General features: G+C 68.5%; 22 protein-coding genes and 1 riboswitch. Of the genes, 8 read left to right on the forward strand and 14 right to left on the reverse strand.

From position 1 onward, the window contains the following. Positions 1-410 precede the first annotated feature (410 nt). Together ACIRG5_RS37540 and ACIRG5_RS37545 are read right to left on the reverse strand one after the other, a co-directional pair. Positions 411-1,751 carry a polysaccharide lyase 6 family protein gene (locus ACIRG5_RS37540; RefSeq protein WP_402913994.1) on the reverse strand — a complete coding sequence of 447 codons (1,341 nt, stop codon included), beginning with the start codon at positions 1,749-1,751 and terminating at the stop codon, positions 411-413. A 44-nt stretch (positions 1,752-1,795) separates the two neighbouring features. Further along, positions 1,796-2,230, reverse strand: a complete 435-nt coding sequence (locus ACIRG5_RS37545) for an NUDIX hydrolase (protein ID WP_402913996.1) — start codon at positions 2,228-2,230, stop codon at positions 1,796-1,798. 72 nt (positions 2,231-2,302) lie between these two features. Between ACIRG5_RS37545 and ACIRG5_RS37550 the strand changes: the two genes are divergently transcribed. The 6 genes from ACIRG5_RS37550 (at position 2,303) to ACIRG5_RS37575 (ending at position 8,552) form a co-directional block, all read left to right on the forward strand. Then, positions 2,303-3,232 carry an SPFH domain-containing protein gene (locus ACIRG5_RS37550; protein ID WP_402913998.1) on the forward strand — a complete coding sequence of 310 codons (930 nt, stop codon included), beginning with the start codon at positions 2,303-2,305 and terminating at the stop codon, positions 3,230-3,232. Then, positions 3,232-3,447, forward strand: a complete 216-nt coding sequence (locus ACIRG5_RS37555) for a hypothetical protein (RefSeq protein ID WP_319981647.1) — start codon at positions 3,232-3,234, stop codon at positions 3,445-3,447. Before ACIRG5_RS37550 ends, ACIRG5_RS37555 begins: the two co-directional genes overlap by 1 nt. Positions 3,448-3,516: 69 nt before the next feature. Beyond that, positions 3,517-4,869, forward strand: coding sequence for an AAA family ATPase (locus ACIRG5_RS37560; RefSeq protein ID WP_402914000.1), 1,353 nt, complete (start codon positions 3,517-3,519; stop codon positions 4,867-4,869). 116 nt (positions 4,870-4,985) lie between these two features. Then, on the forward strand, positions 4,986-7,250 hold the full coding sequence (locus tag ACIRG5_RS37565) for a glycoside hydrolase family 3 N-terminal domain-containing protein (protein WP_402914002.1): 2,265 nt from the start codon (positions 4,986-4,988) through the stop codon (positions 7,248-7,250). 125 nt (positions 7,251-7,375) lie between these two features. Beyond that, the gene (gene rpsT, locus ACIRG5_RS37570; RefSeq protein WP_093605645.1) at positions 7,376-7,642 is read left to right on the forward strand and encodes a 30S ribosomal protein S20; all 267 of its coding nucleotides are present in this window, start codon (positions 7,376-7,378) and stop codon (positions 7,640-7,642) included. Between the two features lie 100 nt (positions 7,643-7,742). Next, on the forward strand, positions 7,743-8,552 hold the full coding sequence (locus ACIRG5_RS37575; protein ID WP_402914004.1) for a hypothetical protein: 810 nt from the start codon (positions 7,743-7,745) through the stop codon (positions 8,550-8,552). Positions 8,553-8,564: 12 nt separating this feature from the next. Here the strand turns inward: ACIRG5_RS37575 and holA are convergent, their stop codons facing one another. Beyond that, positions 8,565-9,542 carry a DNA polymerase III subunit delta gene (gene holA, locus ACIRG5_RS37580; RefSeq protein WP_402914007.1) on the reverse strand — a complete coding sequence of 326 codons (978 nt, stop codon included), beginning with the start codon at positions 9,540-9,542 and terminating at the stop codon, positions 8,565-8,567. 78 nt (positions 9,543-9,620) lie between these two features. Next, positions 9,621-9,755, forward strand: a riboswitch (SAM riboswitch). Between the two features lie 11 nt (positions 9,756-9,766). Here holA and thrC point away from each other — a divergent pair. After that, complete coding sequence (gene thrC, locus ACIRG5_RS37585) at positions 9,767-11,023, forward strand: threonine synthase (RefSeq protein WP_402914009.1); 1,257 nt, start codon at positions 9,767-9,769, stop codon at positions 11,021-11,023. 123 nt (positions 11,024-11,146) lie between these two features. Here thrC and ACIRG5_RS37590 read toward each other — a convergent pair whose 3' ends face one another. The 11 genes from ACIRG5_RS37590 to ACIRG5_RS37640 all read right to left on the reverse strand — a co-directional run bounded on the left by ACIRG5_RS37590 (position 11,147) and on the right by ACIRG5_RS37640 (position 21,961). Further along, positions 11,147-11,404, reverse strand: coding sequence for a hypothetical protein (locus ACIRG5_RS37590; protein WP_402914011.1), 258 nt, complete (start codon positions 11,402-11,404; stop codon positions 11,147-11,149). Continuing rightward, positions 11,373-13,886, reverse strand: coding sequence for a DNA internalization-related competence protein ComEC/Rec2 (locus ACIRG5_RS37595; protein WP_402914013.1), 2,514 nt, complete (start codon positions 13,884-13,886; stop codon positions 11,373-11,375). The genes ACIRG5_RS37590 and ACIRG5_RS37595 overlap by 32 nt, the downstream gene beginning before the upstream one ends. 969 nt (positions 13,887-14,855) lie before the next feature. Next, positions 14,856-15,554, reverse strand: a complete 699-nt coding sequence (locus ACIRG5_RS37600; RefSeq protein ID WP_402914015.1) for a helix-hairpin-helix domain-containing protein — start codon at positions 15,552-15,554, stop codon at positions 14,856-14,858. Positions 15,555-15,641: 87 nt separating this feature from the next. Further along, positions 15,642-16,535: a DegV family protein gene (locus ACIRG5_RS37605; protein WP_330270295.1), complete on the reverse strand. Its 894-nt coding sequence runs from the start codon at positions 16,533-16,535 to the stop codon at positions 15,642-15,644. Between the two features lie 20 nt (positions 16,536-16,555). Next, the gene (gene octT / locus ACIRG5_RS37610; protein ID WP_402914019.1) at positions 16,556-17,287 is read right to left on the reverse strand and encodes a diglucosylglycerate octanoyltransferase; all 732 of its coding nucleotides are present in this window, start codon (positions 17,285-17,287) and stop codon (positions 16,556-16,558) included. Then, positions 17,284-17,889, reverse strand: a complete 606-nt coding sequence (locus ACIRG5_RS37615; RefSeq protein WP_402914021.1) for a histidine phosphatase family protein — start codon at positions 17,887-17,889, stop codon at positions 17,284-17,286. Before ACIRG5_RS37615 ends, octT begins: the two co-directional genes overlap by 4 nt. An 8-nt stretch (positions 17,890-17,897) precedes the next feature. Then, on the reverse strand, positions 17,898-18,281 hold the full coding sequence (rsfS, locus tag ACIRG5_RS37620) for a ribosome silencing factor (RefSeq protein ID WP_402914024.1): 384 nt from the start codon (positions 18,279-18,281) through the stop codon (positions 17,898-17,900). A gap of 142 nt (positions 18,282-18,423) precedes the next feature. Beyond that, positions 18,424-18,627 (reverse strand): cold-shock protein, encoded by a 204-nt coding sequence (locus tag ACIRG5_RS37625; RefSeq protein WP_030468099.1) that lies wholly within the window; start codon positions 18,625-18,627, stop codon positions 18,424-18,426. 85 nt (positions 18,628-18,712) lie between these two features. After that, positions 18,713-19,294, reverse strand: coding sequence for a nicotinate-nucleotide adenylyltransferase (gene nadD / locus ACIRG5_RS37630; RefSeq protein ID WP_319981660.1), 582 nt, complete (start codon positions 19,292-19,294; stop codon positions 18,713-18,715). Positions 19,295-19,476: 182 nt separating this feature from the next. Then, positions 19,477-20,646: a cytochrome P450 gene (locus ACIRG5_RS37635; protein ID WP_402914027.1), complete on the reverse strand. Its 1,170-nt coding sequence runs from the start codon at positions 20,644-20,646 to the stop codon at positions 19,477-19,479. 16 nt (positions 20,647-20,662) lie between these two features. After that, positions 20,663-21,961, reverse strand: a complete 1,299-nt coding sequence (locus tag ACIRG5_RS37640; RefSeq protein WP_402914570.1) for a glutamate-5-semialdehyde dehydrogenase — start codon at positions 21,959-21,961, stop codon at positions 20,663-20,665. 30 nt (positions 21,962-21,991) lie between these two features. On the opposite strand from ACIRG5_RS37640, the gene ACIRG5_RS37645 reads away from it, so the two are divergent. Then, positions 21,992-24,076, forward strand: a complete 2,085-nt coding sequence (locus tag ACIRG5_RS37645) for a RecQ family ATP-dependent DNA helicase (RefSeq protein WP_402914030.1) — start codon at positions 21,992-21,994, stop codon at positions 24,074-24,076. Positions 24,077-24,142 lie beyond the last annotated feature (66 nt).

The raw sequence follows: 24,142 nt of genomic DNA on the forward strand, positions 1-24,142 counted from the left end.
AAACTCTCCAATAAGGATTGTGTTTGATCGCTCCAGACGGAATATGTCTGGCATCAATCTAGTCTTGCCTCAAAGGAACTACCTCGACGAGGAGGCAATTCATATATTACTGGCTGTGTTTCGGCACGCTGTTGAGTTCTCAAAGAACACGCGCTCACCGGATCCTCACTCCGTTTCCGGAGTTTCTCTCTCGGGGCTGTGTTTGAAGCTTATTTGGTGTTGCTTCCCGGTGTCAAATCGGCCTCTCGGAGGCTCTTTGTCTTCCGGTTTTTTGGCCAGGCCCGTTCCGGTCTGTATTTCCCGGCCCGGCTCGCTCTGACATGGAGAACATTACACGGGCCTGTTTCGATCTCCAAATCGGGGGGTCCTGGTGACCGCGAAACGTGCGATCACCAGGACAAATGCGTTCGTCAGGGCGCGGAGACCCCGACATCGGCCTTCGTCAGCGGCTTCCGCACCGCCGACGAGTTGTACTCATCCGCCCCGACATCAGGCTTGCCCACGCGTGGCTGCGGGTCGAAGTCACGCGTGACATAGGAGTAGGTGCCCGCGGACGAGTCGATCGCCGGGCTTCCGGACGCGAGACGCAGGAGACCGTTCGCGTCACGCACCAGCTTCGGGTCGACGGTGCGGTAGCCGCTCGGCATGCCGGCGGTGCCGCCCCACACGATGTTGCCCTCGTACTTGACGGTCGAGCCGGACATCATGTCGACCAGCTTCGAGGACGAACCCTGAATGACGTTGTTCGCGAGCACGCAGTCCTTGGGCGCATAAGTGCCCGTGTCGCTGTCGACCACGGCTCCCGTGCCGATCAGGGTGTTGAACGCGACCGTCACGCGGTCAGGGCGGTCGTGCGACGTGGAGGTCGGGCCGCTGTCCGTCTCCGAGCCCTTCCCGAACACGATCGCCCGGTCACCGGTGTTCTGCACGTAGTTGTTGAACACCTTGTGGTCGTTCCCGTGGAACCGGATGCCACTGCCGAACAGCACGTTGCCCTCGACTGTCGTGCGGTTGCCGTGGCGCAGGACGATGTAGCCCTTGCTGTCGCGGATCGTGTTGAAGCGGACCGTGTTGTCCGAGGACTTCACGGAGATGGCCTCAGGGTCGCCGTTCGCCTTCTCGAACAGGTTGTGCTCGATGACCGCGTACGCCGACTTCGACTGCTTGTGGCTGTAGCCGAGCCGGATCGACTCTCCGCCGTTCGAGCCGGTGAAGCTGTGGTTGTAGAAGTAGTTGTGGTGCACCCAGGTGCGCTTGGCGATCTCGCTGCCCGGACCGGTGATCTGCAGGTACACGCCCTCGTTGCTGCGGTTCGAGAACGTGTTGTGGTCGACCTGGACGTCGTCGGCGCTCACGGTGAGCGAGGCGCCGTCCTTGTTCCCGTTGTACGTGTTGCGGGTGATGCGCGTGGCCTGCGCTTCCGCGGGGATCGAGAGCGTGCTGGTTCCGTCGAAGACGAAGCCCTCGATCGTCACGTCTCGAACGGCTCCGAGTTCGAAGCCGCCACGGGTGAACACCGTGCCGCCGACGGTCTGCGCGGCGACGGTGATGCCCGATTTGGTGATCTTGATGGGCTGCTCGGCGGTGTGCAGGCCCTGGGCCAGCACGATGCGCTGACCGGCTCGCGCGGTGTCGAGGGCGGCCTGCAGGGAGGACACGCTCGAGACGCTGACGACAGCCGCGTGGGCCGGCACCGGGACGAAGGACGACAGCAGGGCGGCCGCGCCGAGTGCGGCCAGTGATCGGATCATTCGCCAACTCCATTGGAGGCAAGTTGGCGGCGGTAGAGCGAAATCTACCGCAAGATTCCGGCAGGTGGGGCAGTTCGATACAAACCAAGGGCCGTATCGAGGGACGGCACGCGTTCCAGTTGTCCGACCTCTGACACGGGGAACCACTGTGCGAGGTCGGTCGAGCCGCCCACTTCATTGCGCAGCTCGCCGCCCACGATCCGCACCTCGTACATGATGCGAAGGGCGTGGTAGTCGCGGTCCGGCTCCTCGCGGAGCTCGGAGTCGATGCCGAGCAGGCGGAGCACCTCGACGGTGTGGCCGGTCTCCTCCTCGAACTCCCGGACGACCCCGTCGTACGGGTGCTCGCCGTGGTCGATGCCGCCTCCGGGCAGGATCCAACGTTTGCCCTTTGGGCCAATCCAGCGCGCCAGCAGGATCTCGTCGTCGTCGTTGATGCAGACCCCGTACGCGGCCACGCGCTGCTTCTTCGCCCTCATGCGATCCAGCCTAACTGGCGATCACCCCCGAAAAGTGATATCACTTAGATACTACTTCGACAGGGGGTCCGAATGAGTGCGACGATCGATGCGACAGTGCACATGCCCGCACCTGCCGTCCGTGAGAAGCACGCGCGGGAGCTGTCGGGTCTGCCGATGTTCTTCGCAGGGTTGGCGGTGTTCGCGTTGGCCGTGTGGACGATCATCATGGGGATCGACTACGCCGTGACGACCGAAGAGGCGCCGGTGGGATGGATGATCGCCAGCGTTCTGCTGGTGCTGGCGGCGGCGCTGATCTGGAAGGGACTCTTCACCGTCGCGCCGGGTGAGGCGCGGGTGCTGCAGTTCCTCGGCCGTTACGTGGGCACGGTGCGCACGGACGGTCTGCGGTGGGCGAACCCGCTCACCACGCGGGAGAAGATCTCGACCCGGATCCGCAACCACGAGACCCAGACGCTGAAGGTCAACGACGCCGACGGCAACCCGATCGAGATCGCGGCCGTGGTCGTGTGGCAGGTCGAGGACACTGCGCGCGCACGGTTCGAGGTCGACGACTTCGTGCGGTTCGTCGGCATTCAGACCGAGACCGCCGTACGGCACATCGCGAACAGCTATCCGTACGACAACCACGAGGAGACCGGTCTGTCGTTGCGGGAGAACGCGGACGAGATCACCGAGACGCTCGCGATCGAGATCTCGGCACGCGTGCAGTCCGCCGGCGTGAAGGTGATCGAGTCACGACTCACGCACCTCGCGTACGCGCCGGAGATCGCGCACGCCATGTTGCAACGGCAGCAGGCGAGCGCGGTCGTCGCGGCACGGACCCGGATCGTCGAGGGCGCCGTCGGCATGGTCGAACTCGCGCTGGCCCGGCTCGCCGAGCACGACGTCGTGGAGCTCGACGAGGAACGCAAGGCGGCGATGGTGTCGAACCTGCTCGTCGTCCTGTGCGGTGACCGATCCACTCAGCCCGTGGTGAACGCGGGATCGCTCTACACCTGATGGCTGAGCGTAAAAGCGTTCTGCTCAGGCTGGACCCGGCGGTGCACGACGCGTTGAGCAGGTGGGCGAACGACGAGCTGCGCAGCACCAACGCGCAGATCGAGTTCTTGCTGCGACGTGCGCTGGCGGAGGCCGGCCGGTTGCCCGATGGGGCAAAGAAAATGCCACGTCGGGGCAGGCCACCGAAGAATCCTGAGCAGAACGCCGAGGACTGACCGGACGGGTCGTGCGTACGGTGGAAGTCGATGACAGATCTCCACACATCTGAAGCACGATCGCTTGCGTTGGCTCTGCAGGGGTTGTTGGAGGAGGCCAGGAAACTGGTCTCCGACGGCGCGGAGTCGACGCTGGTCCGGAAGGTCTCCGGGCACATGGGCATTCCGATGGCACAGGTTCCCACCGTGACGGCCAAGTTCATGGCCTGGGAGCACGTCAACGTCCACCACGGGATCGAGACGTACCTCGCCGAGCACTCCCCGGAGGCGGAGTGGTTCGGCATAGCGGGAAAGCGCGCGTTCCAGTACCTCGTGGACATGGTGAGCGGGGCGGTCCACGACGGCAGCTTCGGGCTCGGGCCCGTCGACTACGCGACGGTGGCCACCGGTCCCGACACCGCGGTCGAGGCGGTGCAGCTCGGACTGGTCCTCTCGCGGTCACCGGACGGCGAGCCGGTGGTCCTCGCCTTGCAGGGTCCGGGAGAGGACTGCGACTCCCTGTGTTCGTTGCAGGTGCTGGCAGGGTCGAGAGAGATCGCGACGGCCACGCGCGAGGCGGTCGAAGGGCAGATCGCGCGGCACAACCTGTTCCAGGGCAAGGTGATGGCGTTCGGGCTCAGCGAGCACAGGCGCAACCAGCTCCTCACCTTCCTACCGAGACCGTCGTTGCGCCCCGAGGACGTTGTTCTGCCCGAGGGTGTGCTGGACGTGATCGAACGCCACGTCGTGCGCACGGCCGAGCAAAGCGCACGGCTGACGGCACACGGACAACACCTGAAACGCGGACTGCTGCTCCACGGACCGCCCGGCACCGGCAAGACGCACACGATCCGGTACCTGATGGGACGGCTGGAGTCCTCGACGGTGATCGTGCTGAGCGGCGTCGCGATGCTGAAGCTCCTGAAGGTGGCGACGTCGATGGCGCGGAAGCTCGCGCCATCGGTGATCGTCGTCGAGGACGTGGACCTGATCGCCGAGGACCGGCGGCACACCGAGTCGGGCAGCCCGGCGTTGTTCGAGCTGCTGAACGAGATGGACGGCATCGGTTCCGAGGCGGATGTGACGTTCGTGCTCACCACCAACCGTGTCGACGTGCTGGAGCAGGCCCTCACCCGGCGGCCCGGCCGGATCGACCTCGCGACGCACGTGCCGTTGCCCGACGCGGACGCCCGCGAACGGCTGCTGCGGCTCTACGCCGCCGGCACCGATCTCGATCTTCCCGATGCGTCGGCGATCGTGGCAGCGAGTGAGGGCGTGACGGCGTCGTTCGTGAAGGAGCTCGTGCGGCGGGCGACGCTGCTCGCGTTGGACGAGCAACCGGGCGTCGGACGCGTGCGGCTCGACGAGGCCACGATCTCGGCCGCGCTGGCCGGGCTGATGGAAGAAAAACAGTCACTCACCCGCACTCTCCTGGGCGGCTGAACAGGCGTTTCACCAGCATGAAAACGCTGTCATCGAGTTCATCCGTTCGGGGGTGTTTCGACCGACTCCTCCACGCGATCGTGTGCGGCGGGCGCACCGGGGTACGTGGAGGAGTCTTGTCTTTGTTCTCCCGCAAGCGCGCTGGTCTCGGCGTGCTGGGCGTTGCTGTGGTGATCGCGTCGCTGACACCGGCGGGTGGTCTGGCGGCGGGTAAAGAGATCTATTTGGACAGTCGGGCGTCATCGGAGCGGCGGGTCGAGGACCTGCTGCGCAGAATGACGGTCGAGGAGAAGATCGGGCAGATGGCCCAGATCCGCGTCGGGAAGCTGCGCGGTGACTGCAACAACGTCAACGGGCCGTTGGTCGACTCCTGCCTGAAGGCGGTGCTCGCGGATGCGCACGTCGGCTCGATCCTGTCCGGCGGCGGTGACGCGCCGCTCGACAACACGCCCAGGGCGTGGGCCGAGATGAACAACGCGATCCAGCGCTATGCGTTGGAGAACAACAGGTTGAAGATCCCGATCATCTACGGCGCGGACGGCGTGCACGGGCACAACAACGTCATCTCCGCGACGATGTTCCCGCACCAGATCGGGCTCGGCGCGACGTGGGACCCCGGGCTGCAGGAGAAGATCGGCGTGTCGGCGTCGAAGGCGTTGCGCGCGACCGGTGTCTTCTGGAACTTCGCGCCGGTGTCGGACATCGCGCGGGACACGCGCTGGGGCCGTTTCTACGAGACCTACAGCGAGGACCCGTTCCTGGCCGGGCAGCTGGCGGCGGCGAACGTGCGCGGGCAGCAGTCCAAGGTGGACGACACCGCGCAGCTGACCGCGACGGCGAAGCACTTCGCCGGGTACTCGGCGCCGGCGAACGGGCACGACCGCGCGGCGGCGCAGATCCCGATCCGGCAGTTGCAGGACCTCGTGCTGCCGTCGTTCCAGGCGCAGTTCGACGCGGGCGTGAAGACCGTGATGATCAACTCCGGCTCGCTCAACGGTGTGCCGGTGCACGCGTCGAAGTACATGCTGCAGACCCAGCTGCGCGACAAGATGGGCTTCAAGGGCGTCGCGGTCTCGGACTGGCAGGACATGAAGTACCTGGTGGACCGGCACAAGGTCGCGCCCGACTACAAGACGGCGATCGCGATGAGCGTCAACGCCGGTGTGGACATGGCGATGGAACCGTCGAACGCGGCCGAGTTCACGTCGTTGCTGCTGGCGAACGTGCGCGACGGTTCCGTGTCGCGCGGGCGGATCGACCAGGCCGTGCGGCGGGTGCTGAAGCTCAAGTTCGACCTGGGGCTGTTCGAGAAGCCGTACGTGGACCCGGCGAAGGCCGACGGCAACGTGGTGAACGCGGATCGCTCGCTCGCCCGCCAGGCGGCCGCCGAGGGCACCGTGCTGCTGAAGAACGACGGCGTGCTGCCTCTTTCGGCGTCTGCCAAGAAGATCGTCGTGACCGGGGAGACCGCGGACGACGTGCGCCGTCAGCTCGGTGGCTGGACCGTCGAGTGGCAGGGCGTGCCGGACGACTCGCCGTTGCCGCCGACTGCCACCGTGCTGACCGGTGTGCGCGAGGCCGTTCCTGGTGCGTCCGTCGTGCACGCTCCGACTCAGGCAGCGGCGGTGGCCGAGGCGGACGGCGCGGACGCGGTCGTCGTCGTGCTGGGTGAGAAGCCCGGTGCGGAGGGTCCCGCCGACACGGAGAACCCGGTGCTGACGCCCGAGCAGCAGGCGTGGGTGGACGCGGTGCAGGCGACCGGCAAGCCGGTGGTCGTGGTGCTGCTGACCGCGCGTCCGCAGGTGCTCGGTGCGGCGGCGGACGCGAACGCGCTGGTCGCGGGCTGGTTGCCCGGTAGCGAGGGTGGCAGGGCGATCGCCGACGTGCTGTTCGGCGTGGTGAACCCGAGCGGCAAGCTGCCGGTGTCGTGGCCGAAGGCGCTGGGCGACCCGACGCTGACCTACGACCAGCTGCCCGGCGCGAACACCTCGGCGGGCGCGAAGTACGACCCGCTCTACGCGTTCGGGCACGGGCTGTCGTACACGTCGTTCACGACCTCGGGGACCTCGGTGTCCGTTGATCGTTCGAACGGGGTGGTGAAGTTCACTGTGGCGAACACCGGTGGGCGTGCGGGCACCGTCGTGGTGCCGGTCTACGTGCGGCAGCCGGCCTCCCCCGTGCTGACGCCGGACGCCCGGCTGGTGGGCTTCACGCGTGTGGAACTCGCTGCCGGCCAGTCGAAGCAGGTCGAGGTGTCGTTCAAGCTCTCGCAGCTGGCCCTGACCGTCGGCGACGTGGACGGTGACGGACGGCGTGAGGTCGCCCGCGGCGGCTACGAGGCCGTGGTGGGTGCCGAGAAGGCCACCTTCACGGTGCGCTGAGCTGGCCTGATATCCTTCGTCGTCGTGAACGCGCGGCTCTCCGCCGTGGAGGAGACCTGGCCCTTGTGGCCGGTGCCGACATAGCGCGTCACGAACTCCGGTTTCGACAAGAAGGGTGATGTCGCATGGCGAACATCAAGTCCCAGCTCAAGCGGATCAAGACCAACGAGAAGGCTCGCCTTCGCAACAAGTCGGTCAAGTCGTCCCTGAAGACGGCTGTCCGCAAGTTCCGCGAGGCTGCCGAGGCCGGTGACAAGGCGAAGGCCCTGGAGCTGCTGCAGGACGCGTCCCGCAAGCTCGACAAGGCCGCCAGCAAGGGCGTCATCCACGCCAACCAGGCCGCCAACAAGAAGTCGGCGATGGCACTGCGCGCGAACTCCCTCGAGGGCTGATCTCGCTCGTAGCTCGCATCGAGCTTCTGCAAAGGGCTCCACTTCCTCACGGAGGTGGAGCCCTTTCGCATGTGGCCTCGGGCACGGTAGGCGTAGCTCCATGGAATCGCTTCCGCGCATCGACTTCGTCGAGCTTCACGATCTCGACGGCACGCCGGCTGTGTTGCGCACGCTGCACACGGAGTCCATCACGACCATCTACCGGCTGACGGACGCCGCGCGCGAGTACGCACGGCCGTTGGCGCTGGCTCTGCGGTCGGGCGCGGATCATCGGATCGTCGACCTCTGCGCCGGTTCTGGTGGCCCGGTGCCGCTGATCCAGCGCCGGCTGCACGCTTCGGGTGTCCACACCCAAGTCACGCTGACGGACCTGGTGCCGAACGTGCCCGCTTTCGAACGCGTCGCCTCGGCGAACCGGCGGCGGCTGCCGGACCCGTGCTGCTCGGTGGACCACGTGCCGTCGCCGGTCGACGCCACGGACTGCCGGCTGGAAGGGACGCGGACGATCTACGGCGCCTTCCACCACTTCCCGCCCGCGCTGGCCACGCGCATGCTGCAGAACGCCGTCGACACCCGGCAGCCGATGGTCGTCGTGGACACCAAGCGGTCGTGGCTCTACGTGCTGGTCTTCCCGTTCTTCCTCACACTGGCCGTGCTGCTGGCAGCGCCGTTCCAGCGCAATCCCCTGCCGCGCTACGTGCTGCGGCTGGTGCTGACCTACGTCGTGCCGGTGCTGCCGTTCATGATGTTCTGGGACAGCGTCGTGTCGTTCCTGCGCATGTACGGGCGCGCGGAACTGCGGCGGATGGTCGACGGCCTGGACGGCACCGAGTCGTTCGTGTGGACGATCGGCGTCGAACCCGGCTTCACGGGAGCCCAGTACCTGATCGGGATCCCGCGCTCGCAGTGATCTCTCTTGGGATCAACGGCGGCTGTGCGCGGCCACGATCCGAAGCACGGCACGTTCCAGCGCGTAGTCGGCGTCGGCCGCCACGCCCTTCACGTCGGCGTTGAGCCCCGCGACCACCTGCATCGCGTCGGCAAGCCCCGCCTGGTCCCAGCCGCGCGACTGGGCCTGCGCCTTCTTGATCTTCCACGGCGGCATGCCGAGCGGACCGGCCAGGCTGAACGGGTCGGCGCGCCCCACGGCGGTCACCCGCGCGACCGTGCGCACCGCGTCCGCCAGCGCATCCGCGACCAGCACGTGCGGCACGCCGAGCTGCATGGCCCAGCGCAACGCCTCCATGGCGCCGGCCCGATCACCGACGACGGCCTTCTCCGCGACGGCGAACCCCGTCACCTCGGCCTTGCCCTGGTGGTAGCGGCGGATCTCCTCGACCGTCACCTTGCCGTCGGTGTCGGAGACGAGCTGCGACGAGGCCGCGGCGAGCTCGCGCAGGTTCGTGCCCACGGCGTCGATGAGCGTGGCGACGGCCTCCGGGTCGATCTTGCCGCCCGCCCGCCGCACCTCGTTGCGCACGAACGCCTCGCGCTCAGCGGACTTGGTGACCTTGGCGCACTCCGTGACCGCGGCACCGGCCTTCTTCAGCTGCCCGGGCAGGTCCTTGGCCGCCTTGCTGCGACCACCGCCCGTGTGCACGACGACGAGCGTGACCCCGTCCGCAGGCGCTTTGACGTAGGAGAGCACCGTGTCGGCGACCTCCTTGCTGATGTCCTGCCCGTTCTGCAGGACGATCACGCGACCCTCCGCGAACAGCGACGGGCTCACCAGTTCGGCCAGCTCCGGAGCCGTGAGATCAGTCACCTGGACGCGGGTCAGGTCGGCGGTCGAATCGACCTCGCGGGCAGCCTCGAGAGCCGCCCGAACAGCACGTTCGACCAGCAACTCCTCCTCGCCGATGACGAGGTGCAGTGACTCCGGTGCGCTCACGCTCCGCATCTTCCCACGTCCCGAATCGTGGACGTTGGTGGCTGACCACCGGACAGGTGCCGTACGTTGGTAGCCACAACTGAACACCGCTCATCCAGAGGGGCAGAGGGAACGGCCCGACGAAGCCCCGGCAACCGGCGTCACCGCTGTGCGCAGAACTGCGCGTAGAAGACGATCACGGTGCCAATTCCGACCCGTTCGATTTCGCGGGAAAGATGAGGAGATACCTCGCGATGACTGCTGTCTCTGTGCCTACGAGCACCAAGTTCGACCTCGGCCCCGCCCGCGCGCTGCTGTGCCGTGAGTGCGGAAACGAAACCCCTCTCGCTCCTGAGTACGCCTGTCTCGAGTGTTTCGGGCCGCTGGAAGTGGCCTACGACTTCGGGAAGATCCGGCGCGAGGACATCGAGGCCGGCCCCAGGTCGATCTGGCGCTACCGCGGCCTTCTCCCTGTTCCGTCCACTGTGGAACAGCACCCGAACACCGATCCCGGCGGTACCCGCCTGGTCGAGGCGCACAACCTCTCCAAGGCCCTGGGCGTCCGCAAGATCTGGGTGAAGGACGACACCGGCAACCCCACCCACTCCTTCAAGGACCGCGTCGTCGGCGTAGCGCTCGCCGCCGCCCGCGAACTCGGCTTCAAGGTGCTGGCCTGCCCGTCCACCGGCAACCTGGCGAACGCCGTCGCCGCGGCCGCCGCCCGCGCGGGCTGGAAGTCGGTCGTTCTCGTTCCCTCCAATCTCGAGCGCGCCAAGATCCTCATGAGCGCGGTCTACGACGGCGCCCTGATCGCCGTCGACGGCAACTACGACGACGTGAACCGCCTCGCCCAGGAACTCGCCGCGGAGAACGAGGACTGGGCGTTCGTGAACGTCAACGTCCGCCCGTACTACGCGGAGGGCTCGAAGACGCTCGGCTACGAGGTCGCCGAACAGCTCGGCTGGCGCCTGCCCGACCAGATCGTCGTGCCGATCGCGTCCGGCTCGCAGCTCACCAAGGTGGACAAGGCGTTCCGCGAACTCGGCCAGCTCGACCTGGTGGAAGCCACGCCGTACAAGGTGTTCGGCGCGCAGGCCACCGGCTGCTCCCCGATCTCGGCCGCCTTCAAGGCGGGCCACGACGTCATCCGCCCGGTCCGCCCGGACACGATCGCCCGCTCATTGGCGATCGGCGCCCCGGCCGACGGCCCGTACGTGCTCGACGCCGTGCGCCGCACCAACGGCGCCATCGACGACGTCACCGACGAAGAGGTCGTCGAGGGCATCAAGCTACTCGCCCGCACCGAGGGCATCTTCGCCGAGACCGCCGGCGGCGTGACCGTCGCGACGGCGAAGAAGCTGTTCGAGTCGGGCCAGCTCGACCCGGACGCCGAGACCGTGCTGCTGATCACCGGCGACGGCCTCAAGACCCTCGACGCGCTCGGCGACACGATCGGCCCGCGCGCGACGGTCCCGGCGTCCGCCGAAGCCGTCATCAAGGCACTGGGTTAATCACCTCCCTCCGGTTCGGGGGCGCGCCCGCGTCCCCGAACCGCGTTGTGCTCGATCATCGGCTCCGCGTTGCTTGCGATGAGGCGGTGCTCAGCGCTCGGCCACATCACTGAAATCGTTGGCTCACAAGGTGATCGCGTCCGTCCTGAGCCAGCCCGTGCGCGGGAAGCGCTGCAGGCCGTCCACGACGTGTGGTCCGACCGGTTCCACGTTCGCGCGCCATGCCACGATCCGTTGCGGCCACGGGGCTTCCGCCTTGAGCGCGTTGTAGTGGTAGTCGTGCCACACGTCCGGCGCGATCCGCAAGCCGTCGTCGAACACGTGCTCCGCGGCGAGGTCGTAGGCCTCCTCAGGGGTCGCGGCCTTCGTCGGCGGCAGCACGTGCGTGGTCGTCGCCCGGTACGTGATGGCGCGTGTGCCGTCTTCTAGCGTTTCGCAGATGTAGTAACCGAAATCGGGTTTGAGTTCGTCGTGCGGCCACGGCGTCGCCGAGTAGTTCGTCTGCCACAGCGCCCATGCGAGTCCTGGCGTGCCACCGGGAATCGGGTAGCGCGCGTTGAACAACCTGACCCAGACCATCTCTTCTCCTTCGTACGATTCGGTTTCCCGGCAACACAGCCAGGTCTCCGTCCTTGTCCGTGCGCAACACCAACGCACCTCCCGTCCGCAACACGTCGAGGACGTGCGGACTCGGGTGCCCGTACCTGTTGCCCGTGCCGACGCTCACCAGCGCCACGCGCGGCCGCACCGCTTTGAGGAACGCGGGCAGCGAGTACCGCGAACCGTGGTGCGGCACCTTGAGCACCTCGGCATTGAGGTCCCGCTCCCCCAGCAACGCCGCCTGGCCGGCCAGTTCGACGTCGCCGGTGAGCAACACCCGGCCTGCCCTCGTGTGCGCCTTGAGCACGAGCGAGTAGTCGTTCACCGTCGTGTTCTCGTCCTGGGCGACCGGCGGCCGCCTCGGTCCCAGCACCTCCAACTCCAGTCCTGGCAAGGTGAACCGCTCGCCCGCCTTCGGCTCGACCACTCGCACGTTCCGGGCGCGGGCTCGTTGGCTGACCTCCCTCCACGCCCACGCGGGCTCCTTGAGCGGCCCGACCGCGACAGCGCCCACCGCACGCCCGGTGAGCACGGCGTCGAGACCGCCGATGTGGTCCGCGTGCAGGTGCGTCAGCACCACAAGCGGAATCTTCTTGATTCCCAACGTCTTCAGGCACCGGTCCACCGCGCCGGGGTCGGGCCCGGTGTCGACGAGAACCGCCGTGTCCGCTGTGTCGGTGGCCAGGACCAGCGCATCGCCCTGGCCCACGTCGCAACTGACGACCTTCCACCCTTCAGGCGGCCAGACCGGCGCCACGACTCTCATCGGCACCAGCACCACGAACCCGCCGACGAGCACAGCGACGACCAACGTCCGCGTCTTCTTGAACCGCAGCAACAACACGACCGCGACGGTGACGGCGGTCAGCGCGATCGCCCCGGCCCAGCCGGCGGGCCAGCCGACCGCCGCACCGGGCACGGAGGCCGCCTGCCGGCCGACCTGGATCAGCCAGGTCACCGCGGGCCCGGCGACGTGGGTGATGACCTCGGCCGCCTGGGGCGAGAGCGGCGCGACGGCCGCCGCCAGCACACCCAGCACCGTCGCCGGCGCGACCACCGGCCCGGCGACCAGGTTGGCCACCACCGACACCAGGCTCACCTGCCCGGACAGCCCCGCCACCAGCGGAGCCGTGGCGAGACTCGCGGCCATCGGCACGACAATCGCCTCGGCCAGCCCGTTCGGCACGCCACGCCGTTTGAGCGCCCGCGCCCACCTCGGCGCGACGAGCACCAACGCCGCCGTCGCCACCACGGACAACGCGAACCCCGGATCACCACCCAGCGCCGGATCGTGCAGCACCAGGACGACCACCGCAGTCGCGAGGCTCGGCACCGCGGACCGTTGCCGGCCCAGCACCAGCCCCACCAACGCGACGGCACCCATGACCGCGGCCCTGAGGACGCTCGGCTCCGGCCCGGCCAGGATGACGAACCCGACCAGCGCCGCCAGAGCGGCCAAGGCCGCCGGACGCGGACCGAGCCGCCTCGTCAGGAGGTAGACCGCACCGCACACGATGGCGAGGTTCGCCCCGCTCACCGCGAGCAGGTGGGAGAGGCCCGCCGTGCGGAACTCCTCCACGATGCGCGGTGCCATTTGCTCGGTGTCGCCCACCACCAGCGCCGGCAGGAGACCGGCCTCCTCGTCGTCCAGCACCGTGCTGGCTTGCCGCAGGCCGTCACGGAGTTCGTCGGCCCAGGCCTGCCAGACCGGCGGCGGTTGCGGATCACCCGGAGGACCTCGTACCCGCAGCAGTGCCGACGTCAGGTCGCCGCCCCTGGGTGGGGCGAGCGCGCCTTTGACCGTGAGCTTCTGACCTGGCAACAGATTCCGCCACTTGTCCGCCGGGGCCAGCAGCACGAGCTGGGCACCGTTCGCGGTCGCTCTGATCACGACGTTCTCCACACCTGCCTGGGTTCCGCCGAAACCCGCGGCTCGGATTCCCTTCGGTCTGGTGGTGAGCTCGACGGTCAGGGTGGTGGTGCGGCCCTCGTCGGCGGCCAGGCGGAGCGGGTGGGACTCGGCTCGCAGGACGTGGCCCCCTACCCAGGCCGCCGCCAGCGGGCCGGAGATCAGGAGGGCTATCGCGCAGGTCCTGGTCCACCACGCTCTTCGCCAGGCGATCAGGCCTACGGCTCCTGCTGCCAGGCCGGTGATCGCCGCTGCCTGCCAGCTCACGAAGAGGCCGGAGACGGCGGTGGTCCAGACTGCGGCGGCCGCTGGGACCAGGCGGTAGTCGTGGGTTATCGGGTGTTTGCGGGACATCGGGGCCTCCCCTGGTCGGCGGGAGGTCTCGGGTCAGGGGTGGGGCTGCCCTGGCGGGGTTGGGGCAGCTTCGGAGGGCGCGGCCGTGAGTGGCGTGGGAGAACTTGCGGCTGGATCTGGGGGCGTCGGGCTGCGGGGTGGTGCCAGGCGGTGTCGATGCGGGCGTGGCGGGTGATGCGGACCGAGGGCATGGCTGACTCCGATCGGTGAGTTGGGGGCGAGGGTGACGTGCGGCCGCTGCTCAGGGATGAGTGCGAACCGGCGGCCGGTTCGGGTGGGGAATCACGGCTCGGCGAGCAGGCCCCGCTGGGTTTCGTTGGGATTGCGGCAGGTTCCGGGATCGCAGCACGGGTGCGGCGAGGAAGAGGGCTGCGGTTGGAGCGAAGGCGGATCGGACGACAGGGCACGGGGAAGCGACTGACTCCGTTCTGCCGACGGCAAGTTCAGGGTTGGACCGTTGCCGCGCACAGGCGGCAAGGACGCCGGTGGGCAACCGAAGGGCTTGGGGAATGGAGCGGATGGCGCCGGGCGTGCGGGTGGGGGTGGCGGGAAGGCTGCGGCCGGCAAGTGGCGGAGGGCTGCGGTTGACGTGAAAGCACATCGGACGGCAAGGCACGGGGAAGCGACTGACTCCGTTGTGCCAGCAGCAGATTCAGGGGTGGACCGTTGCCGCGCACAAGCGGCAAGGACGTTGGCGGGGAACCGCCGCGCTTGGGAGCGGAGCGGGTGGCGCTGGGCGCGGTGGGGCGGGTGGGGGTGGCGGGAAGGCTTCGGTCAGCAGGTGGCGGAGGGCTGTCCTCAGCGGGCGGGATCGGCGGTGGAGTGGGGTTGGGGAGCGGTGGACCGGGAAGGCGATGACCAGCCGGCGGACCGGGTGGTAGTGGTCGGCCGGGAGGAGTGGCGGACCCGTCAGGTGGCGGTACTGGGCCCTGGCGCGGTGATAGAGGGCCAGGGCTTTGGTGGCGAGGCTCATGTGTGGACCAGCTCGGCCAGCCTGGCCAGCTTCGAATCGCCGATGCCCTCTACGTCGCGAAGCTGGTCGACCGAGGCGAAGGGGCCTTTGCGGGTGCGGTGGTCGACGATGCGCTGAGCCGTCACCGGGCCCACACCGGGGAGGGCGTCCAGTTCGGTCGTCGTGGCGGAGTTCAGGTTCAGCTTCGGCTGGGACGCACCGGCCTGGGCCGCGCCGCCTTGAGGTGGGGGCGGGATGCCCACCGCTATCTGCTCGCCGTCGGTGAGTTTGCGGGCCAGGTTCAGGTTGTGGAGGTCGGTGCCCGGTTTCATGCCTCCTGCCAGGCGGATGGCGTCGGCCACCCGTGCGCCTGACGGTGCGGTGATCAGGCCTGGCGTGGCCACCTCGCCGATCACGTTCACGACCAGTTCGGGGGCCGGGGCCGAGGTGCTCACCAGTGCCAGGTCCGGGGCGGGTTCGGCGGCGGGACTCCGCCACCAGCTGCCCAGACCTATCACCGCGCACGCCACGGCCACGCCCAAGGCCAGCAGGCCTCGGCGTGGGAGGCGCGGTAGGGAGAAGCGGCGGCGAGGCGGGCCGTGTTCGTCCGAGTCCTCTGATCGTGCGTAGACCAGGGTCGGGTCGGCTCTCACCTTGTCGGCCAGGGCGGCCAGGCGTTCGGTCGGGAGGGTGTCCTGGTGGGAGCGGGGGAACATGCGAGCGACGTTACGGAGCGGGGTGGGCGGGGAGGTCGGGTTGGCTCCGGGGCTGTGGATTACTCGCGGGTTGTGGACAGGTCGCGATCACTCGGGCCGTGAGGACGGGGAATTGTCGGGGGTCTGTGGGAGACTGTCCGGTCCTCCCGGCAGCACCACGACTCCCAGCACGCCTGGGCCCGTGTGCGCGCCGATCACCGCGCCCACCTCCGAGATCACGCATCCCGTCGAGCCGGGCAGCCGTTCGTCCAGGCGGGTCGCCAGTTCCGCGGCGCGTTCGGGAGCGGCCAGGTGGTGCACGGCGAGTCCGACCGGACCGTCGCCCGCCGCTGCCGCCGCCAGATCGACCAGACGACCCACGGCACGGCTGATCGTGCGCACCTTCTCCAGCGGCACGATCCGGCCGTCGTCCATGTGCAGCAACGGTTTCACCGCCAGCGCGGTCCCCACCAGCGCCGCCGCCGTGCCGATCCGGCCGCCTCGGCGCAGGTGCTCCAGCGTCTCGAGGCAGAAGAACATCCGCGTCTGGGACGCGGCAGAGGAAGCGGCGTCCTCCACCTCGGCGTGCGAACCTCCAGCCGCCACGGCAGCGCACGCGCGCAAGACCGAGAACCCGAGTCCCATGCCTGTCGACCGCGAGTCGACGACGCGGATCTGCGAGGGGCCGACCTCCTCGGCCGCCAGCCGTGCGGCCTCCCACGTCCCGGACAGTTCACGAGAGAGATGTACGGACACGACCGCATCGGAGGACGACAACGCCTCGCGGTAGACGGCGGCCATTTCGCCAGGCGTGGGACGGGACGTGGTCACCCGGCGGTGCTCGGCGAGGGCGGCGGCCAGTTCGAAGGGACCGAAGTCGACGCCGTCGAGGCGTCCGGCACCGTCCACCGCCACGTGCAAAGGCACGACAGTGATCGCATGGCGCTTCGCGAACCCCTCAGGCAGGTATGCCGTCGAGTCGGTGACGATGGAGATGCGCACGAGCGACGAGCCTACGGGGCTCACTCCTCCGAGGGACCCAACGCCACGGACGAGATGGTGTCCAAGGAAGAGATCAACTCCGCCATCGCCCTGCCCACCAGCTCGTGTCCCTCCCAGCCCCAGTGCATCCCGTCCGGATTTCCGGCACCGGACCGCACGTGCTCCCCGATCACGGCGGGCAGGTTCAGCAACGGCACTTCCGCGTCTGCGGCCCACCCGCGCACAGCCGCAACCGCAGCCGCGTGCCCCTGATGCGCGTACGCGTACGTAGCCGCGCGGTGCACCGACGGCACGATCCCGACCGCCGGCATCGTGTACTGAAGATTGCGAACCGACTGGTGCATGTCCCGCAGATAGCGCGCCGTCAGCGCAGGGGGCAACGACGCGCGCGTATAAGGCGCCAACCGCGGCTGCACGGCCTGATAGCCCGAACGCACCCAACGGCGCAGCCAGTCCGGCCGCACATAACGCAGCCCCTCGCGCAGGTACGTCGGCAACGGCGAGGGCAGCGTGTCCATGCTGCCCACCGCGAACACCAGCACGTCCGTGCGAGGCAGCAACGACCAGATCCGCGGGTCCCCGGTCAACGCCCACCAGGCGTCCCGCGCCGTCCACCCGAACCCGGCCGCGAGCTCCGCCGATCCACCCAGCGCCTCGGCACAGACGTTGTGCCACAGGCGTGGATGATCAGCGGGCAGCGGCCCGGAAGGCCCGAAGAACGACAGCGAGTCCCCGAGGACGAGCAGTCTCAACGCGTGGTGCCCGCGTTGTACGACGACAGCCGCCACCGGTCGTTGCGACGGGTGAACACGGTCCAGTGGCAGTTCGAGATGCCGCCGAGCTGCGACCAGTTCTCCACCGGCAGTTCCAGCAGCCGCCCGGTCAACGCGCTGATCAGGCCACCGTGCGCGCACAGCAGGACGGTGCCGGAGAACTCCGCGTCCACCTCGTTGACCACCTGGATGGCCCGCTCGGCCACCTCGACGCGCGACTCGCCCTCCGGCGGCGCGAAGGTCGGATCGGTGCGCCACACCGTGACCGCGCCCGGCCACTCCTGCTCCACCTCGGTCACGTTCAGGCCCTGCCACTTGCCGAGGTGGGTCTCGCGCAGCCGTTCGTCGATCCGCAGCGGAACGTCCGTCGACGAGGTGAAGACGCCGGCGGTGTTGCGCGCGCGTTGCAGGTCGGAGGCCACGACGATCTCAGGTTCGAACCCGGCGAGCACCGGCACGGCGAACCTGGCCTGGTTCAAGCCGGTCTCGGTGAGCGCCGAGTCCAGATGACCCTGCAGACGACCTGTCGCGTTGTAGTCGGTCTCACCGTGCCGCCACAGCACGAGCCGGCTCAGGGCCATCAGCTACCTCATTCAGCCGTGGAATCGGCGGGGACGTCCGCTTCGAACTCGATGCGCGGGCAGTCCTTCCACAGCCGCTCCAGGCCGTAGAAGCTGCGCTCCTCCGTGTGCTGGACGTGCACCACGACGTCCACGAAGTCCAGCAGCACCCACCGGCCCTCGCGGGCCCCTTCGCGGCGCACCGGCTTCGTGCCGGCCTCCCGCAGCTTCTCCTCGATGTTGTCGACGATCGCACCGACCTGCCGCTCGTTGTGAGCGGACGCGATCACGAACACATCGGTGATCACGAGCTGGTCGGAGACGTCGAGCACCATCACGTCGTGCGCCTTCTTGTCGGCCGCTGCGTTCGCCGCGACCAGCGCCAGCCGTCGTGCCTCGTCGGTGGCTGCCACGTCACTCCTCTGACTTCCGGCGAGCGTCGATACGCCCACACGAGTTACTGAGGGTACCGGCGCGCGCCAACGTGTACTTCACACCCACGCATGACGAAGGCCACCTCAGCGCCCTGAGGTGGCCTTCACCGGTGCCGAAGCCTTAGAGCGGGCGGACCTGCTGGGCCTGCGGCCCCTTCTGGCCCTGTCCGACCTCGAACTCGACCTTCTGGTTCTCTTCGAGCGAACGGAAACCCTTGGACTGGATCTCCGAGTAGTGCACGAAGACGTCAGCCGAGCCGTCGTCGGGCGCGATGAAGCCGAAGCCCTTTTCGGCGTTGAACCACTTCACGGTGCCTGTAGCCAAAGTCTTGCCTTCCACGAACCAGCAACAACCCGCTGATTGTTGCTCCCCGAGCGCTCGGATGCACGCAAAATCCACTCGAACGTGGTTACGACTCGGAGTACAGACCTGTTTTTGCGATGTATTGGACGACACCGTCGGGGACCAGGTACCAAACGGGCTGACCGGATGCAGTACGCGCGCGGCATCCGGTCGACGAGATGGCCATGGCCGGGACCTCGACGAGCGACACGGACCCCGGCGGCAGGTGCCGGTCGTTCAACGTGTAGCCCGGACGGGTGACACCTATGAAGTGGGCCAGTTCGAACGCGTCCGCCGCGCGCTTCCACGACAGGATCTGCTCCAGCGCGTCCGCGCCCGTGATGAAGAACAGGTCGGCGTCCGGGTACTGCTTCTTGAGGTCTGAGAGCGTGTCCACGGTGTACGTGGGGCCCTCGCGGTCGATGTCGACCCTGCTGACCGAGAACCGGGGGTTGGAGGCCGTGGCGATGACCGTCATCAGGTAGCGGTCCTCGGCGGCGGAGACCTCCCGCGACGACTTCTGCCAGGGCTGTCCGGTCGGCACGAAGATCACGCGGTCCAGGTCGAACCTGGCCTGCACTTCGCTGGCGGCCACGAGGTGGCCGTGGTGGACGGGGTCGAACGTGCCGCCCATGACGCCGATGCGCATCGAAACAGCGTAGACCGGCGTCGGGCCGCTCCCATGGCCTGACGCCGGTCGTGCTGATCACACCGCACGGCCCAGGGGGAGGACGGGCCGTTCGGGTCGCGGCTTACCCCGAAGCAAAGCCGCGCGCATTGGAGGAACGCGCGGGCCGGTCCCCCATTACGCGAGTTGGTCCAAGATTTTTCTCACCAGGCCACGACAAGCCTCAGCGGGCCCCTGACCAGCGATCCCTTGCGGAACTCGACGGGCTCCGCGAGCCGCAGACCGGGCATCCGGCGTAGCAGCGTGCCGAGTGCCACCCGCAGTTCCATCCTGGCGAGCTGCGAGCCGAGGCAGAAGTGGATGCCGTGGCCGAACTGCAGGTGCTGGCCGACTTCGCGTTCCAGGTCCAGCTCGGCGCTGTTGGCGTACATCGCCTCGTCGTGGTTCGCCGACGACAGGACCACCAGCACGGCATCGCCCTCCTTCACCAGCGCGTTTCCGACCTGGACGTCCTCGGTCGCGATGCGGGGGAAGCCGGCGCCGCTGCCCAGCGGGATGAACCGCAGCAGTTCCTCGATCGCGTTCGGCAGCGTCTCGGGGTGGTCTTGGAGGCGCTTCATGGCGTCCGGGTGGTCGAACAGCGTCACGACGCTGTTCGCGAGCATGTTCGCCGTCGTCTCGTGCCCCGCGACCAGCAACGTGATGCCGAACCGGACGAGTTCGTCCTCGCTCAGCCTGTCGTCGTTGTCACGGGCGGCGACGAGCGCGCTCATCAAGTCGTCCGTGGGGTGCGCACGGCGTTTCGCGACGAGGTCGGTGAAGTAGGCGTACAGCTTCATCACGCCGTCCATCGCCTCTTCAGGCGTGTAACCGCCGACCGTGGACAGCGCCTGGTTCGACCACTTGCGGAAGTCCTCGCGGTCTTCGAACGGCACCCCGAGCAGTTCGCAGATGACCGTGATCGGGAACGGCATGGTAAAGCCCTCGACCAGGTCACCAGGGTTGTCCAGGCGTTCGAGCAGCTCGTCGGTGATCTGCTGGGCGCGCGGCCGCAGTTCCTCGATCCGGCGCACCGTGAACGCCTTGGACACCAACCGCCGCATGCGCGCGTGGTCCGCGCCGTCGTGCGTGAGGATCGACCCGCCCGGTGCGAAAAGGGGCTGCATCCGCGGCACGTCCTGGTCGACCGTGCGCGCACGGCTGAACCGCGGGTCGCCCAGGACGAACTTCGTCTCTTCGTAGGACGTGACGAGCCAACCCTCGCCGCCGTACGGGTACGTCACGCGCGTGACGGGCTCATCACGCCGTAGACGTTCATAGGTCGGATCGAGGGTCAGGCCGTCAGTTTCGGAGAACGGGTAGGTGGGAGCCATGTCTCCGAACGTAGAGCTACGCCTTCGGGCGTGTGTGTCCTTCGCCCCACACGACCCATTTAGAGGACGTCAGCTCGGTCAGGCCCATCGGGCCGCGAGCGTGCAGCTTCTGCGTGGAGATGCCGATCTCCGCGCCCATGCCGAACTCCGCGCCGTCCGTGAAGGCCGTGGAGGCGTTGACGAACACCGCCGCCGCGTCCACACGGGCCGTGAACCTGCGTGCGGCCGCCACGTCGTTCGTGACGATGGCCTCGCTGTGGCCGGAACCGTACGTCGCGATGTGCTTCACCGCCTCGTCCAGCGAGTCGACGACCTTCGCCGCGATGTCGAGGCTCAGGTACTCGGTGCCCCAGTCGGCGTCGTTGGCCTCGACGACATCGGGCAGCTGCGCGAACTGCTCGTCGCCGTGGATCGTCACGCTCTCCTGCTGCAGCGCCTTGGTGATACGCGGAACGAACTCGTGCGCGACGTCCTTGTGCACCAGCAGGGACTCCGCCGCGTTGCACACGCTCGTGCGCCGCGTCTTGGCGTTGAGAACGATCGCCTCGGCCATGTCGAGGTCGGCGTTCGCGTCCACGTAGACGTGGCAGTTGCCGACGCCGGTCTCGATCGTGGGAACCGTCGCCTGTTCGACCACGGCGTTGATCAGACCTGAGCCACCGCGCGGAATCACCAGGTCCACCAGGCCGCGGGCGGTGATGAGGTGCGTGACGGACGCGCGGTCGTGGCACGGCAGGAGCTGCACGCAGTCGGCCGGCAGATTCACGCTTTCGAGTGCGTCGCGCAGGACGGCGACGAGCGTGGTGTTGGAGTTCTCGGCGGTCGAGGAACCCCGCAGCAGCGCGGCGTTGCCCGACTTCAGGGCGAGACCGGCGGCGTCGACCGTGACGTTCGGGCGGCCCTCGTAGACCATGCCGACGACGCCCATCGGGACGCGGACCTGCTTGAGCTCCAGGCCGTTCGGGAGGATGCCGCCGGTGATCACCTGGCCGACCGGATCCGGAAGTCCCGCAACGGTTTCGAGGCCTGCGGCGACGCTGTCGACACGAGCTTCGGTGAGCGTGAGGCGGTCCAGGATGTTCTCCGGAAGGCCTGCCGCCCTGCCTGCTTCGAGGTCCTTCTGGTTGGCCTCGATGATCTCTGGCGCGCGCTTGCGGAGCGCGGCGGCCATCCCGAGCAGCGCGGTGTCCTTGCGCTCACGGGTGGCGAGGACTAGTTCGTCGGCGGCGACACGGGCGCGGCGAGCTGCCGCGTGCACCTGATCGCGCAGGTCATCAGTCACGCCACACAGCTTACGACCTGCGACAATCACAATTGTCAGAGTGGCCTGGCAAGCTTGCGCCTCATGGACGACATCGCGTTGCGAGAACTGGCGGAGGAACGGCTCCGGGCACTGGCGGGCCCGGAGGCGGTGCTGCGCGAGGACCAGTGGACCGCGATCCACACCCTGGTGGCACAGCGCCGCCGGGCTCTCGTCGTCCAGCGCACGGGCTGGGGCAAGTCGGCCGTGTACTTCATCGCGACGGCATTGCTGCGTCAGCTCGGTGAGGGGCCCACGATCATCGTGTCGCCGTTGCTCGCGTTGATGCGCAACCAGATCGACGCGGCGGCACGGGCCGGTGTGCACGCGGTGACGATCAACTCCGCGAATCCCGGCGAGTGGGACGCGGTGCAGGAGCAGGTCGCGGCCGGCGAGGTCGACGTGCTCCTGGTGAGTCCGGAACGGCTGAACAACCCTGACTTCCGCGATGCGGTGCTGCCGTCGCTGACGGCGTCGGCGGGTTTGCTCGTGGTCGACGAGGCGCACTGCATCTCGGACTGGGGCCACGACTTCCGGCCGGACTACCGCAGGCTGCGGACGTTGCTGACGGAGCTGCCCTCGGGCGTGCCGGTGCTGGCGACGACGGCGACGGCCAACGACAGGGTGGTCCACGACGTCACCGAGCAGCTGGGGCTCGGCGCCGACGAGGGCACGCTGGTGCTGCGGGGGCCGCTGGACCGCGACAGCCTGCGTCTGTCGGTCGCACTGCTGCCCACCGCGGAGTCGCGCCTCGCGTGGCTGGCAGAACAGCTCGACCGCATGCCCGGTTCCGGGATCATCTACACGCTCACGGTCGCGGCGGCGGACGACATCGCGGCGTTCCTCGCCTCACGGGGCTTCGCGGTGGCCTCGTACTCGGGCAAGACCGAGCCCGCCGAACGGGAACGCGCCGAGGAGGACCTGCTCGGCAACAAGGTCAAGGCGCTCGTCGCCACCTCCGCCCTCGGCATGGGTTTCGACAAGCCGGACCTGGGGTTCGTCGTGCACGTCGGCGCCCCCTCCTCCCCGATCGCGTACTACCAGCAGATCGGCCGTGCGGGCCGTGGCGTCGAACGGGCCGAGGTGGTGCTGCTGCCGGGCCACGAGGACCGCGACATCTGGGCCTACTTCACGTCACTGGCGTTCCCGCCGGAGGTGGTGGTGCGGCAGGTGCTGTCCGCTCTCGACGGCGCGAGCAAACCGCTCTCGACCGCGGCGCTCGAACCGATGGTCGAGCTGTCGCGCGGCAGGCTCGAGGTGGTGCTGAAGGTGCTGGACGTCGACGGCGCGGTCCGGCGGGTGCGCGGCGGCTGGGAGTCGACGGGCCGGCCGTGGGAGTACGACGGTGAGCGGTACGCGCGCATCGCGGAGGCCCGCAAGGCCGAGCAGCAGGTGATGATCGAGTACCAGCGCACCGGTTCGTGCCGGATGAAGTTCCTGCAGGACCAGCTCGACGACCCGACCTCGCACGACTGCGGGCGTTGCGACAACTGCACCGGCGAGCGGTTGTCGGTCGAGGTCTCCGAGGTGGCGGCGGAGGCCGCTCGCGAACGGCTGCTGCGCCCCGGTCTGGACGTGGCGCCGCGCAAGATGTGGCCGACGGGCATGGGCGCGATCGGCGTCCCGCTGTCCGGCAAGATCCCGGCGGGCGAGGTGGCGGCCACGGGCAGGGCGCTCGGCCGCCTCACCGACATCGGCTGGGGCAACCGGCTGCGCGACCTGCTCGCGGACGGCGCCGACCGCGAGATCCCGGACGACGTGTTCGCGGCCTGCGTGAAGGTGCTGACGGCGTGGGGCTGGGACGAACGGCCGGTCGGCGTGGTGACGGTCGGCTCGCGCCGGCGCCCTGAGCTGGTCGGCAGCTTCGGTCAGAAGATCGCGTCGATCGGGCGGCTGCCGTTCCTGGGCACCGTGTGGCTCGGTGAGTCGACGCACCGGGCCAACAGCGCGCAGCGGCTGGCCGGGCTGGTGCGGGCGGGCGAAGTACCGGACCTGTCCGGTGTGGACGGTCCGGTTCTGCTGGTGGACGACCACATCGACACCGGGTGGACGATGACGGTGGCGGCTCGGATGCTCAGGAAGGAGGGGGTGTCCGCGGTACTGCCGTTCGCGCTGGCGGTGACGAACTGACCCCCCTCCCGTGAGTGGTGTCGCCCGGAACGTTGCCGGGCGAGGTCGTGGTCAGACGGGTGCATC

It is taken from the genome of Lentzea sp. NPDC102401 (genome assembly GCF_044765805.1).
Lineage (GTDB): Bacteria > Actinomycetota > Actinomycetes > Mycobacteriales > Pseudonocardiaceae > Lentzea > Lentzea sokolovensis.

Excerpts from the sequence above, each read along its gene's own strand:
- ACIRG5_RS37540 (WP_402913994.1), bottom strand. The coding sequence starts at position 1,751 with ATGATCCGATCACTGGCCGCACTCGGCGCGGCCGCCCTGCTGTCGTCC.
- ACIRG5_RS37545 (WP_402913996.1), bottom strand. The coding sequence starts at position 2,230 with ATGAGGGCGAAGAAGCAGCGCGTGGCCGCGTACGGGGTCTGCATCAAC.
- ACIRG5_RS37550 (WP_402913998.1), top strand. The coding sequence starts at position 2,303 with ATGAGTGCGACGATCGATGCGACAGTGCACATGCCCGCACCTGCCGTC.
- ACIRG5_RS37555 (WP_319981647.1), top strand. The coding sequence starts at position 3,232 with ATGGCTGAGCGTAAAAGCGTTCTGCTCAGGCTGGACCCGGCGGTGCAC.
- rpsT (WP_093605645.1), top strand. The coding sequence starts at position 7,376 with ATGGCGAACATCAAGTCCCAGCTCAAGCGGATCAAGACCAACGAGAAG.
- ACIRG5_RS37575 (WP_402914004.1), top strand. The coding sequence starts at position 7,743 with ATGGAATCGCTTCCGCGCATCGACTTCGTCGAGCTTCACGATCTCGAC.
- holA (WP_402914007.1), bottom strand. The coding sequence starts at position 9,542 with ATGCGGAGCGTGAGCGCACCGGAGTCACTGCACCTCGTCATCGGCGAG.
- thrC (WP_402914009.1), top strand. The coding sequence starts at position 9,767 with ATGACTGCTGTCTCTGTGCCTACGAGCACCAAGTTCGACCTCGGCCCC.
- ACIRG5_RS37595 (WP_402914013.1), bottom strand. The coding sequence starts at position 13,886 with ATGTCCCGCAAACACCCGATAACCCACGACTACCGCCTGGTCCCAGCG.
- ACIRG5_RS37600 (WP_402914015.1), bottom strand. The coding sequence starts at position 15,554 with ATGTTCCCCCGCTCCCACCAGGACACCCTCCCGACCGAACGCCTGGCC.
- ACIRG5_RS37615 (WP_402914021.1), bottom strand. The coding sequence starts at position 17,889 with ATGGCCCTGAGCCGGCTCGTGCTGTGGCGGCACGGTGAGACCGACTAC.
- nadD (WP_319981660.1), bottom strand. The coding sequence starts at position 19,294 with ATGCGCATCGGCGTCATGGGCGGCACGTTCGACCCCGTCCACCACGGC.
- ACIRG5_RS37635 (WP_402914027.1), bottom strand. The coding sequence starts at position 20,646 with ATGGCTCCCACCTACCCGTTCTCCGAAACTGACGGCCTGACCCTCGAT.
- ACIRG5_RS37645 (WP_402914030.1), top strand. The coding sequence starts at position 21,992 with ATGGACGACATCGCGTTGCGAGAACTGGCGGAGGAACGGCTCCGGGCA.